Origin of the sequence: Fictibacillus arsenicus, from assembly GCF_001642935.1 — a bacterium.
GTDB classification, from domain to species: Bacteria; Bacillota; Bacilli; order Bacillales; family Fictibacillaceae; genus Fictibacillus; species Fictibacillus arsenicus_B.
In genome coordinates this window covers 3,405,984-3,418,909 of record NZ_CP016761.1, presented here as the reverse complement: position 1 = coordinate 3,418,909, position 12,926 = coordinate 3,405,984, and the positions used below count along the sequence as shown (strand labels likewise).

Sequence of the window (12,926 nt, the reverse complement as noted above, 5' to 3'; positions counted from 1 at the left end):
AATAGGCAGGGCTTTCTCATATCAATAAACGACTTCATCATCATTCTTCTTATTTTTCTTCTCTTGCTCTTCTCGTTCTTTTTTATCAGAGAGATCAAAGTCATACATGGTAGAGAAAAGAGTTCCGTTATTGTAGAGGATAACAACTGTGTCAAAATCGTGCTTCTCCATATAATCTACAACGGACCGGTCCTGGTTATAACGAATATCGTAGAAAGTGGTTTGATAATAATGCTGGCTCATAAGCTGAGTTAACGGGTTCGCATAAGAATCCTTCAGTATCAGCAGCTTCTTGCCTTCGTCCTTTTTAGCTGGATTGATAACGTTAAATTCACGCATATCTCCAGTAAAAACAGTACCATAATCCACGAGTTCACCTTCTGCAGAAAGTCCCTTACCGTAGATCTTATCCCACGTTGTTTTTGTTTCCTTTGCAACTGGACCAAGATAAAGTTCAAATGTTGAAAGGTCATATTCATTAGACTCAATATGGCAGATCTTTTCACGATCCAGATCAATCATGCCATACAGCTGCTTATTGTAGCCGCCCATGAACTTTTTGTGGTCATAGCAGGTTTTCTTGTACAGCTCTTCATCGATCACACCATCTGTATAGTGTTCCGATTGTTTAGCCAGCGATTCGCGGATAAGCTTGTACCCTTCATAAGCACCTGACATGTTCCAATGGTGATCCGATACAAAATAAAGATCTTTCAATTGTTCTTGATCGAACTTTTCACGGAAAGGCTTAGACAGATCCACGACATGCATCGGTTCTTGCGGAAAACGTGACAAAACATAATCTTTGTTCGTTTCAGTCAAGTTCATCGCCGCATACGATGGATACGGAACGTCAAATACGTTTTTCCGGTCAGGCAGCGAGAAGTAGAACAGCTCAACGCCTTTTTTTGCTGTGTACTCGTTGAATTCCTTCATCGATGCGATGGATTTATCAAAGCTTCCTTTCGAGAATTCAGATACAGGCTGAGGGAATACCCAGCGGTCATCCGTAATGAAATATTTATAGATGTAAGTCTGGTCGGTCATCTTCTGCCAGTTTAGATACATCTTGATCCATTCATCACGTTCAATGAACTGATCGGTAAAATAGCTTTCATATTCTTTTACGAATGAACCGTCGGCTAATTTATCAAGTTTCATCTCTGGTTCCGTCGCCAGAACCCGGTTTTCATAATACGATTGTTCACGGTCAGGTGTGTATTCCATAAAGATGCCCATGCCGAACACGAAGGCTAAGAAACACACAGACAGAACGATATTACTAACAGTTTTCATTTTTCCCCTCCTCGCTCTAGAATCTAAAATAGATAAATGGATTATATGTTGAGTTCACTAGGAACATCGTTACGAGTAAAAGCAATCCCATATAAACAACAGGACTGGCGATTGGAACGGCATATCTGCCCATGAAACTATTTTCTCGGTATAACAACTTCTTAAGCCAATCCATAACTGGCATGCTGAAGATAACACCTAACACAAACACATAGCCGTAATCATTCATGTAAAGGAATGTTGCATTATCAAGCGCTTGTGTTCCGTTGAACCCAAACAGCGTCTGAATGTAGTTAAACGAATAATCAAAGCTGTCTGAACGGAAAAAGACCCATCCAATCATAACGATCAGCAATACGTATACGTGCTGCAGCGGTCGCCATAATTTTTCTAATATCTTACTCAAGCCAAGGCGTTCTAAACTAATTATCACTCCGTAATAAAAGCCCCACGCCATAAACGTCCAGCTTGCGCCATGCCAAAAACCGGTGATTGTCCAAACGATAAGCAGGTTTCTGTATGTCGTCCAAGGTCCTTTACGGTTTCCGCCAAGCGGGATGTACACATAGTCACGGAACCAGCTTCCAAGTGAGATGTGCCATCTTCTCCAGAATTCTGCGATACTGCGTGAAATGTAAGGGAAGTTAAAGTTCTCTAAGAAGTTAAATCCAAACATTTTACCAAGTCCGATCGCCATATCACTGTAACCGGAAAAATCAAAGTAAATCTGTAGGGTATACGCCAGAATTCCAAGCCATGCCGTACCTGAACTCATATCACCCGGATTCATTGCAAAAAGAGTATCTGCCAGTTCACCCATTGGGTTAGCGATCAATACCTTTTTGGAAAGTCCGATGATAAATCGGCGAACACCTTCTGAAAAAAGCTCTAAGCTGTGAACACGTTTCTTGATCTCATCAGCAACCGTGTTGTAACGAACAATAGGACCGGCAACGAGCTGCGGGAACAGCGCGATATAAAGTGCAAGATCAAAAATATTGGACTGAACCGCTGCATCACGGCGATAAACATCGATTACATAACTCATCGCTTGGAATGTGAAAAAAGAGATCCCGATCGGCAACGGTAGAGGTTCGTTCGCGATATTTAAATCGAAGAGGCTGTTCATATTTTCAATCAGGAAGTTGCTGTATTTGTAATAACCCAATAAACCGATATTGGCGATAACAGCCAATGCAACGGTCATTTTTTTATAACCGATCTGGTTTCGGAACTTATGTACCATCAGACCAAATATATAGTTCATGACGATTGAAACGAGCATCAGGATGACATATTTCGGCTCACCCCATGCGTAAAAAATTAAACTTGCGAGCAATAATATAAAGTTCTTAAACATTCTTGGCAGCAAAAAGTAGGCTGCTAGAACAATAGGTAGAAACATGAATAAAAAAACTAAATTACTAAAAACCATTAAATTTCCCTCTTTTTTATAAAAGTTGGTATATAAAGATAATTTTCGACATATTTTTACTGCCGTTTATGATTTTACCATAAGGAGACAAATTTAAAAGGGGTTTCCAAGAACTTTTAATGAAGTGAAGTTACACGAAAATACATAAATCTACTAAATTAATAAAAAATTTACAAGAAAACTCTTCCATTATGAATCTATAAATATATAATTAAATTTGGTAATTCAAAATATTTGTAATTTGGGGGATGAAGATGTCGAAAAAACCATTTTCAAAAGTTAGCCGTACAATGTTAGCCACTACGATGGCTCTTTCTGTATTAGCTGCACCGATCACTTGGAAAGATGTAGTGAATGCAGAAGAACCAATTAAATTTACAGATGTGAAACAATCCCATTGGGCAAACAAAGTCATCCATGAATTAGCAAATGAAGGATTAGTTGCAGGTATAGGCGGTAACAAATTTGGTCCAGAGCTTGAATTGACGCGTGCTCAATTTATCGTAATCATTACGCGTGCATTGGATCTGCCAGCAACGGAAGAAAAGACACCATTTACAGATGTTCCGGCTTGGGCTGCAAATGACATTGCAAACGCTTATGCTGCAGGTCTTGTTAAAGGAACAACTGAGACGAAGCTTGATCCTAATAAAACATTAACGCGTGAAGAAATGATCACAATGCTTGTTAGAGCATATGAGCATCACTTAGGTGCAAAAGTAGAATCTACGGAAACACCTGAGTATAAAGATATGAATCAAGTAAGTTCTTGGGCGAAAGAAGTAGTAAGTGTTGCTGTTGAACATGGCTTGATCAACGGAAAAACGGAAACGACTCTAGCTCCTAAAGATATTACAGTACGTGCAGAAGGTGCATCTGTTATTCATAACTTGCTTAAGAGTTCATTAGTTTCAGTTCAGCTATTAGGAATCAATGATTTCCACGGTCAGATCAACACATATAAAAAAGTTGGAGATAAGATGGCGGGTGGAGCTGAATACCTAGCGGCTTATTTAAGACAGCATGAAGCAGAAAACCCGGAGAATACATTAAAAGTTTCTGCAGGTGATTCTGTAGGGGCGAGTGCGCCAGCATCAGCTCTTCTTCAGGACGAGCCTACTATTGATATTATGAATACACTAGGCTTTAACGTTAGTACTTTAGGGAACCACGAGTTTGATGAAGGTGTAGACGAGATGCTTCGCCTTATCTTCGGTGGAGAGCATGAAACAACTGGTGACTTTGCTGGAGCAGACTTCCCATATGTGGCAGCTAACGTTATTGAAGACGAAACGGGTGAACCGCTTCTTGATCCTTACGTAGTTTACGAAGTAGGCGGAGTAGAAGTTGGATTTATCGGTGTTGTTACAACTGAAACACCAAGCATCGTTATTCCGAGCGGTGTTGAAGGAGTAAGCTTTACGGATGAAGTGGAAGCAATCAATAAATATGCAGCTGAGCTGAAAGATCAAGGTGTTGAATCCATTGTTGTTCTTTCTCACAACCCTGCCGAGTCTAATGTTGATGGAACAAACGCTAGAGGCGAAGTCATTGAAATGGCGAATACCGTTGATGATGAAGTTGACGTGATTTACGCAGGACACAACCATAAGTACACAAATACATTAGTAGATAATAAATTGATCGTGCAGTCTTTCTCTTCTGGAACTGCATTCTCTGATATCGACTTGTTAATCAACAAGAAAACAGGAGATATTGTGAAAAAATCAGCAGAGATCATTACTACGTTCCATGAGGGCATGACACCAGATGCAGAAATTAAAGCAATGGTAGATGCTACTTACGATCAAGTAAAAGATAAACTAAACGAAGTGATCGGAACAGCTGCTATTGAAATCACAAAAGATCTAAATGAAAACGGCGAAAGCTTGATGGGTAATCTGATCGCAGATTCTATGATTGCACAAACAGAAACTGATTTTGCATTCATGAACCCAGGCGGAGTTCGTGCAAGTGTTGATGCAGGCGAAATTACTTGGGAAGAGCTATTCACAGTTCAGCCATTTGGTAATGACCTCGTAACGATGGAATTAACAGGTCAACAAGTTATCGACTTATTAAACCAACAATGGGCAACAGGAACGGCTAAAATCCTTCAAGTTTCTGGATTAACGTTCACGTATACTTCTACAACGGGTGAAGATGGAAAAGTTACTGGTGAAGTGAAAGAAGTTAAGCTTAAAGACGGTACACCAATCGATGTAGATGCGACGTACACAGCGACAGTTAACAACTTTATGGCTACTGGTGGAGACGGCTACACTGTTCTTAAGAGCGGGGCTAACCCAACAGTAAACATTACTGACTTAGATGCATTAATTAAGTACGTAAAAGCTGCAGAGACAGTAGAACCTAAAATCGAAGGCCGCATCACAAAAGAATAGTACTTGGGGACAGACCCCATACAAATACAAAAACACCAATTTTGTCCACCAGGAAAGGACACGGATCAAGCCGTGTTCCTCCCCTGGTGGTTTTTTATTTCCTTTTTTCTCTTAAAAGAGGAGTCGACGCAAACAGAGCGAAGTATAAGTAATATCTTTATGTAAAGAAACCATGTAAACTGTAAGGGATTAATTTACGATAATAATTAAGTAATGGATAACTATAATAAATGGAGGTGTTACCAAATGAATTTATTCTCATCAATAACAGAAGAGAGTTTCTCCTATCTTGTAAACGATTATGGATTTTTAGAACCGGTCGCAACTGATGGGAGCTGGAAGACAACCTTCTTATACGTGAACGATCAAATTGGAATCGAAATTGAACTTAACTATAGGGACATGGATGCTTTTGTTTTTATCATGAAGTTAGAAAACGGTAAGCTGCCTGATCATGAAGAAGAGCCGGTGAAAAGTCACCTGGAAGATATCATCAATGTTCAGCGAACAAAAAGTAACGGGGACCAGACAACGATTGAACAGTTTGAAAAGGGAATCTCAAGAAAATCGGAACTGCTAAAGCAAAACATTGGAGGAATTATTAAGAAGAGTAGGGTAATTCTTAATTAAAAGGGGAGCTGCATTGAGCAGTTCCCCTTTTAATTATTAATCATCATCAACTTCATTTTCATCTTTTGAATAAGGTAATTCAAAATTTTGAACATATATGTTTCCATTAGCGTAGTCAATAAACAGACTCCACTCCCAATGTGCATTTAATCGTTTGTAGATTGGAAGCCAGAACTCAACACGTTTTCTTTCAATTTCTTCAATCATTTTATACATTTCTTTAAAATCTGCAAATGAAACTTGTGCTTGAATGTGGTTAGATAGCCGTTCTAATGTACCCATTTTTATATCAATTTCTTTTAATACTTCTCTTTCTTTCTCAGTCGCTTTTCCAATTATCGTACCATCCATTGGTTTAGAATCATATATATTCCCCAATCCCGTTGCCCCCTTTTTATTTTTACTTCTATCCTCAAAGTTGTAGCTCAAGTGATCATTGCTAACATAAACTTCTCCGTTCGTGCTCATATCAATAGGTACTAGTGTTTTAACTTTTGTATAATTCCCAATCTTAATTGCAAAATCTATTAGGTCAATTTTATGTAACTCAGTAATTTTTATTAGCTCAATATAGTTTGGACAAAGTTGTTTCATCCTATGTTCTACTTTTTCATTTACCTCGGAATCAATCCACTGGGGGAGAAAATCTTCATAAGCCTCTTGAGGTAAAACACCAATAATGGTTCCATCCACAATCTCCATGGCTGGAATTCTAGTATTCACTATTGCACCTCCAATTTAGTTATTATAATTATGTTACCATATATTGTTTATTCGGAAATACAATGAAATTACATTTTAAGAGCTAAAAAGGGTTCCAATTTTCTAAAAAATATTGTAAAATAATTTGAATATTAGGTTTCGTTTTATCGGAATTAGGGAAGGAGAGTATATTTGGGGATGAAACATATTACATCAGGGTTTGGATTTGCGTTTATCTTCTTAGCGGCACTATTTGCATTAGGACTGTATCAAACAGTGATGGTATGGGGGAATATTAATTTGGTCATCGACCGAATTCTAGGACTGACTTCAACTTCATTTATTTCTTCCATACTCCTATTCTGGTCGATTACGAGCGCGTTTTGGATCTTAAGCTTAAAAGTTTTAGACATCGCACATAAGACTAAATTGTATAATACGAAAAACGCGATCTTTGGAATGCTGTTCTTGTTCTTTGCAATTCCGTTTGGCATCAGTGCACAAGTGTATCATGCATTAAACATGAATGCTGGCGTTACAACGATCACAACATCGTTATTTATCATGACAATTTTATCTTTTATCGTTGGATTTGTATTTAAATTTAGAAAAACAGCACGATAATAACAGTAAAGCTTGCAGAGGAAGGAACCTCCCCCGCTGCAGGCTTTTTTATTTTTTGTAAAAATTAGACGAACCATTCAGCATCTTTTAATATAGAAGTAAGAAAATAAAGTGGGGAGTGTTTAATAATGAACATGCCTTTTACGATGCATACATGTATTTTAACGAACGGTTCTGAAAAAAGAATAGAAGGGAACACTTTTAAATTAGAGATAGAAGGCTACCATCTCTATGTGCTCAACAACCTTCAAACCGTACAAAAAACTGAAAAATCACAGCCGGCTGGTAAGGCAAAAGTAACCGAAATTACATGGAGAGAAAACAAAACTCAGATTACATATGAACTAGTTGATCTGCATAATGTGAATTAAAAATTAAGAAATAAAGGTATCTGTCATTCAGGCAGATACTTTTTTAATGGTTATTGAAGAAATTGCTTTTGGATAAGCTGTTAAAAACGTAGAAAAAATGGCTTAGACGTGTATAATGAAGAACGAATGAAGAAAAGGGAGTTTTTTATGAGGTTATATAAAGTTTATCACTGGATTCCAGTACTTTTAATTATAATAGGGGTGTTTTATTCATCCTCACAGCCCTATCAAAAGCAAGACATACGGCCAGAAATCAGTAAATATGTGAATCTTGAAAAAGTAGAAAAAAACTATCAAGATGTAAAAATAAATTATGCCGGATCTGAAGTTAGCGTTGAAAAGAAGGGTGCAGCGAATTTTATTGAGTTCTTTATTCGTAAAGGTGCTCACTTTACCGTGTTCTTTGCTCTAGGATTCTTCGCGTTCCGTGCCTTGCGTATATACGGAAGTACTACCATTAAATCAGCTGTTTTGGCATTTCTGTTGGTAGCGGGATACGCTGCATTCGATGAGACGCATCAAAACTTTACCGAGAACCGCACACCGCATGTTGAAGATGTCGTGATTGATATTGCAGGCGGCATAACGGCAATCGCACTTGCCAGTTTCATATACCGCAACCGACCAGTTAAAAAGAAAACCAGCTTTCGGAATGTGTAAGGCATCCGGCAGCTGGTTTTTAATATCCCTTTAATAAATACTCCATGGTTGTAAGCTAATAGAAACAACTTTACCTTCATCATTTGATCTAAACTCATACATATAGGAACCTTCATAATAGGCATGAATTGTATCACCAGAGTAATCATCCACATAAATGTTTTCTGCAGGACCGAGTGCATTTAATACTTCATCAACTGTAAATGTTGCACGAGTTGGTTCGACGATAATGGATCTAATACTTCTAGGATTAGATTTTAGTTTGAACCAATAATCCCCATACATCCATTGTTCGAATGCTTCTGTTTCAGGGATTCCCGGCCTGAAAATCTTTGGAGTACCTGCAGTGTCTAAAAGAACTCCCACACCGTCTTCCCATGTCACCGGGAAGTCTGGGAATTTTCCTTCTCTTAACGTCTCAAGCAACTCAGGCGTTAAATGTTCTTTTGTAAATGCACGGTCTTCAATAAACTCTTTTCCTTCATGGATGTGGATAAGATTAAACGAGCTGCGCCAATCGACTTTATAACCTGTCGCTTCTCCAACAAATCGAAGCGGTACAAACGTGTAATTGTTTTTAGCAAAAGGTGCTGCATCCAACTGAACAGCTTTTCCGTTAATATAAGCAGTTTTGCTCCCAAGCGTTAATTTAATCGTCGTATTATCCTTTTTACCCGTTACCGTTTGAGTGCTCTGATCCCAGTACAATTTAATACCAGCTTCAGCAAAGATTGGCCTCATCTCAACAAAAGTACGGTTGTTTTTAATAATTGGTACGGTCTCAAAGTTAATTTGTCCGCCTTCCATATATACTTCAATAGGTTTAGCAGCTGCAGCTTTGGCATTAGATACTGAAATCAAACTGGCGATTAAAGCAACCGCAAAAAATAGCGTAAAATATTTCTTAAACATTTTTCTCCCCCTTTTTTGTATTCAAATGTATGACGAAGCAGAGATTTAAACAGTTTCAATATATTGGGAGAAAAATATAATTGGTAAAAAGGTAATGGGGTAAAGATAAAAGATAGAAAAAAGCTGATTTGAAAAACAAATCAGCATTAAAATAGTAATATTGATGTCCACTCCACAAATACAAATCAGTGATTTGTATTTGTATGGGGTCTGTCCCCATTTACTTATATGTTATCGCCTGAGACCCCATCTGCATCCACGCTTCCTCGAATCCTCCACGCTCAGCTTTCTCTGCCACTCCAAGCGGATCGTTGAAATACACATAATCTTCATCATACCCCGTTACAACAACAGAGTGCTCACTCCATGTGATCTGTACTTGTCCACTAGGCGTGTTCCACGTACGAAATTCTGATTCAGGCAGCTTCTGATATTTTGCGTTTATGATGATCCAAACTGGTCTCCCACCAGACAATGGCTTCAAGACAGCTTCTTCAAAAGACCCACCGCTTAAATCGCGGATCTTACCGGGTAAATAGTCTTCAGCCAAATCCGCGACAGGCTCGTGATACACACCATACCCCATGTTATCAAAGGTATAGATATCACCAACAAATCCATCATTCGGATTACCATAATGATATGTACCACTCTCATTTTTATATGGAGTTGTATCTTTCTTCACTTTCTCAGCAAGCTCCATTTTATCGACCTCAACACCCGCATGCTGTAAGAGCATCGCAAGGGATGTTACTTCACAGCCTCGATCAAGCTCAGGTTTCTGCATAATCTTTGGCACTCCTGTTATCTTTACTTCGTTTTTTGCTTTAGCGACTTTCATTGCAGCAGCTGCATCATCTTGACTCTCTGTATATTGCTTTTCAACATTTCTTTGTTCATATGCAGCGTAACCCATACCCATCAAAAAAACGACAACTAGTAGTAGAAGGATTCTTTTCATCCAATGGTTTATCTCCTTGTCTAAATATCTTGATAAAGCGTACTATAAACACCTTAATATTACAGCAGTATCCCCATAAAAAGGTACAAACGAAAGAACATTTTATGGATAGAGATTTGGAAAATTAGGGAATAGGTAGGATATCGTTGAAATATGTGTACAAAAATAGTAGCATTTACATAAAGTTAATAGTTATGTAATAAAAGTAATACGTGGAATGGAGGCTAAGATGAAACAACAACTCAAGCCAATAAGTATCTCTCTTCTTATATATATTGCATTTGTCATCCTGATCGGATGGAAGCTTACCTGGTTTTCTAATCAGTCAGATACCCTGTTTTCTCAATACGGAATCATTGAAATGTTTAAACGGTTGTTTAACTTTTTTATAAATGATGCTTCATTTTCACCGCTTCGAGAAGGCATTCTCCTCGTTTCGTTCGGTGCGATCATATTAGTTTCATTTTGGACAATTTTCTTGAAGTTTAGGCAGCAATTAATCGCTTTACTCGTTTTAGATTTTGTTCTTTCTTTTATTATCTTAGCAGATGCGATTTATTTCAGATATTTCGAAGACTTGATTTCAAGTGCAGTTTTATTACAAATCAAACAAATGAGTTCTCTTGGAAGCTCGGTTGGAGATTTGTTTAGCTGGAAAGATTTTTTGCTTTTTGCGGATGTTCTTCTATTTACTGCTTTATTAATCGTATTCTTCAAAAAGGTACAACTGAAAAAGAACGCAAATCCAGCATTACGCCTAGCTACAGGTTTACTAGCAGGTGCTGCCGGGGCATGGTTGTTCTTCTATCCGCTTCATGATTTTGTGCAAAAGGGCGGGGCATACCTGTTTGATAAAACGTTATCAAGCATGCGTGTATATGAAGTTACTGGTCTTTTTGGATTTCACGGTTTCGATACATACAAATATTTAGATGAGTATGTATTAAATAAAAAAGAAGTCAGCGCGAAAGACCGAAAAGATGCGAAGCAATGGTTCGACGATAAAACTAAAGAGAAAGTAGTCCAAACCCTATACGAAGGAAAAGCCGCTGGTAAGAACCTTATCATGGTTCAGCTTGAAGCGTACCAGAGCTTCGTCATCGATAAAAAGGTGAACGGCCAGGAAATCACGCCGAACTTAAACAAGCTAAAAAAAGAATCCCTTTACTTTAACGATATTCACCACCAAACGGCGAGTGGAAGAACGTCAGACGCAGAGTTTTCTGCGAATACATCTCTGTATCCGTTAGCAACTGGATCGGCTTATGTCAGATTCCCGCGTAACGAATATGATTCACTGCCGTACATTTTGAAAGAAAACGGCTACGATACAGCTGCTTTCCATGCTTACAAACCAGGATTCTGGAATCGTTATATTGTATACCCGAATCTTGGATTTAACGAGTTTCATAGTATTGAAGATTTTGATGAAGGCGAACAGGTTGGATGGGCAATTGGAGATGAGTCGTTCCTCACTCAATCTGCTGACAAAATGAAGGACATGAAGGACCCATTCTATTCTTTCTTGATTGCGTTAACGTCTCACTATCCATATACGATGCCAGCAAAATATCAAACATTGGATATCGATGATGTGGGGGATGTAAACCTGCGTAATTATTTGCAATCCGTTCATTATGTTGATCAGGCGATTGGAACATTTATAGAAAAGTTGAAGAAAGATGGACTGTGGGAAAATTCGGTTGTCGTGTTCTATGGTGACCATGACACGGGTTATATGCAGTCCAAAACACCTTCCACGATTTTTGCGAATGAAGAGGGAGATCAGCTCGGTGAATTAGAAGTGAAAGACGGTATTCCGCTGTTCATGCATGTCCCTGGTGTTGAAGGCAAAGAGATCGATAAAGCCGGAGGCCAGATCGATATCATGCCGACGCTGCTACACTTGTTCGGACTAGAAAAAAAGAACTACCATCATATCGGGAACAACTTACTCGATGGAAAAGAAGGTTCCGTTGTTTTCCGTTACGGATCTGTAAAAACGGATAGCTACTATTATAAGAGTTCCTATGATTTAAAACTCCAGAACGGGACTTGCTACGATATTAATACTCGTCAGACGGTTTCGGTGGATACGTGTAAACCCCTGTATGATACAAGTGTAGAAGAACTTAGTATTTCTGATGATGTGATTTTTGGCAATCTAGTAGAACAATGGCATAAAACTGAAAAGTAATCCCAAAAGCTTTGGACGATAAGTCCAGGGCTTTTTTTGTGGACAATTTCTCTGCTCGTCCGATATATCCAATAGAAGAAAAGAGAAGGAGAAATGGTTATGATTAGCTTTTTGCATATTTCAGGTATCCTCATCATGGTAGCTGGCATGATATTAGCTCCATTAAGTGTTTTTATGTTTGCTTATCGATTTTCAAAAGGAAGGCCACTAACGGGCTTTATCGGAATTTACAGGTAAAAGTTATTGGGATCAACGATATGGAAATGTGTACGATGAGAAAGAAAATCAGGAGATCGCCAAAAACATCGAAAAAAACTACCAAGCGCTAGAAGATGATAGACAGAAACTGATTGAAGAAAATGACGTGGCAATGGAATATTCATTTGCGACACCTGAACCGTTGCAAAGCAATGCCCAAGCATTAAACTATACTACTGTTCAAGAAAACCTTGAAAACTATTTAGGTGTAAATGCAACATTTTCTGGTGCGATCCAAACGATTTCACCAACGGAATCTTACACGTATTTGGAGTTGAACGTGATGAGCGGCTCCAATGATGTGAATGCAGAAAATATTCTTGTGGTAGAGTTTCCGGGACCTGTTAGCCAGTATAAAGGGGATGTTGTTCAAGTATACGGGACGATCCATAACAATACTACTTACGTAAATAAAAATGGGGAAAGTATCATAGTTCCCGTCATGCAAGCAGAATTAATTAAATAAATTTTAGTT

The 12,926-nt window shown here is 38.4% G+C and carries 13 protein-coding genes; 8 read left to right on the top strand and 5 right to left on the bottom strand.

All coding sequences use genetic code 11. From position 1 onward, the window contains the following. Positions 1-21: 21 nt before the first annotated feature. Together ABE41_RS17405 and ABE41_RS17400 are read right to left on the bottom strand one after the other, a co-directional pair. On the bottom strand, positions 22-1,296 hold the full coding sequence (locus ABE41_RS17405) for an alginate O-acetyltransferase AlgX-related protein (RefSeq protein ID WP_066293107.1): 1,275 nt from the start codon (positions 1,294-1,296) through the stop codon (positions 22-24). Positions 1,297-1,312: 16 nt separating this feature from the next. Then, entirely contained in the window at positions 1,313-2,731 is a 1,419-nt protein-coding gene (locus tag ABE41_RS17400; protein WP_066293104.1) for an MBOAT family O-acyltransferase, read from the bottom strand. A gap of 254 nt (positions 2,732-2,985) precedes the next feature. Here ABE41_RS17400 and ABE41_RS17395 point away from each other — a divergent pair, with 254 nt between their 5' ends. Both ABE41_RS17395 and ABE41_RS17390 read left to right on the top strand, forming a co-directional pair. Next, positions 2,986-5,136 (top strand): 5'-nucleotidase C-terminal domain-containing protein, encoded by a 2,151-nt coding sequence (locus tag ABE41_RS17395; protein WP_066293102.1) that lies wholly within the window; start codon positions 2,986-2,988, stop codon positions 5,134-5,136. A 246-nt stretch (positions 5,137-5,382) separates the two neighbouring features. Next, positions 5,383-5,766 carry a hypothetical protein gene (locus tag ABE41_RS17390; protein ID WP_066293100.1) on the top strand — a complete coding sequence of 128 codons (384 nt, stop codon included), beginning with the start codon at positions 5,383-5,385 and terminating at the stop codon, positions 5,764-5,766. Positions 5,767-5,802: 36 nt separating this feature from the next. Here ABE41_RS17390 and ABE41_RS20780 read toward each other — a convergent pair whose 3' ends face one another. Further along, positions 5,803-6,489 carry a hypothetical protein gene (locus tag ABE41_RS20780; RefSeq protein WP_083207864.1) on the bottom strand — a complete coding sequence of 229 codons (687 nt, stop codon included), beginning with the start codon at positions 6,487-6,489 and terminating at the stop codon, positions 5,803-5,805. Positions 6,490-6,666: 177 nt separating this feature from the next. Between ABE41_RS20780 and ABE41_RS17380 the strand changes: the two genes are divergently transcribed. From ABE41_RS17380 to ABE41_RS17370, 3 genes are all read left to right on the top strand, one after another. Beyond that, on the top strand, positions 6,667-7,092 hold the full coding sequence (locus ABE41_RS17380; RefSeq protein ID WP_156774309.1) for a hypothetical protein: 426 nt from the start codon (positions 6,667-6,669) through the stop codon (positions 7,090-7,092). Between the two features lie 128 nt (positions 7,093-7,220). Further along, complete coding sequence (locus ABE41_RS17375) at positions 7,221-7,463, top strand: DUF2584 family protein (protein WP_066293096.1); 243 nt, start codon at positions 7,221-7,223, stop codon at positions 7,461-7,463. A gap of 147 nt (positions 7,464-7,610) precedes the next feature. Next, positions 7,611-8,123 (top strand): VanZ family protein, encoded by a 513-nt coding sequence (locus ABE41_RS17370; protein WP_066293095.1) that lies wholly within the window; start codon positions 7,611-7,613, stop codon positions 8,121-8,123. A gap of 30 nt (positions 8,124-8,153) precedes the next feature. Here the strand turns inward: ABE41_RS17370 and ABE41_RS17365 are convergent, their stop codons facing one another. Together ABE41_RS17365 and ABE41_RS17360 are read right to left on the bottom strand one after the other, a co-directional pair. Next, positions 8,154-9,035 carry a copper amine oxidase N-terminal domain-containing protein gene (locus ABE41_RS17365; RefSeq protein WP_066293094.1) on the bottom strand — a complete coding sequence of 294 codons (882 nt, stop codon included), beginning with the start codon at positions 9,033-9,035 and terminating at the stop codon, positions 8,154-8,156. A 220-nt stretch (positions 9,036-9,255) separates the two neighbouring features. Next, positions 9,256-9,996 (bottom strand): C39 family peptidase, encoded by a 741-nt coding sequence (locus tag ABE41_RS17360; RefSeq protein WP_066293088.1) that lies wholly within the window; start codon positions 9,994-9,996, stop codon positions 9,256-9,258. 229 nt (positions 9,997-10,225) lie between these two features. Here ABE41_RS17360 and ABE41_RS17355 point away from each other — a divergent pair, with 229 nt between their 5' ends. The 3 genes from ABE41_RS17355 (at position 10,226) to ABE41_RS17350 (ending at position 12,917) form a co-directional block, all read left to right on the top strand. Then, entirely contained in the window at positions 10,226-12,193 is a 1,968-nt protein-coding gene (locus ABE41_RS17355; protein WP_066293086.1) for an LTA synthase family protein, read from the top strand. 99 nt (positions 12,194-12,292) lie between these two features. Further along, a complete protein-coding gene (locus ABE41_RS21150; protein ID WP_156774308.1) occupies positions 12,293-12,430 on the top strand; it encodes a hypothetical protein in 138 nt (45 codons plus the stop codon). A 28-nt stretch (positions 12,431-12,458) separates the two neighbouring features. Further along, positions 12,459-12,917 (top strand): hypothetical protein, encoded by a 459-nt coding sequence (locus ABE41_RS17350; RefSeq protein ID WP_066293085.1) that lies wholly within the window; start codon positions 12,459-12,461, stop codon positions 12,915-12,917. Positions 12,918-12,926: the final 9 nt, after the last annotated feature.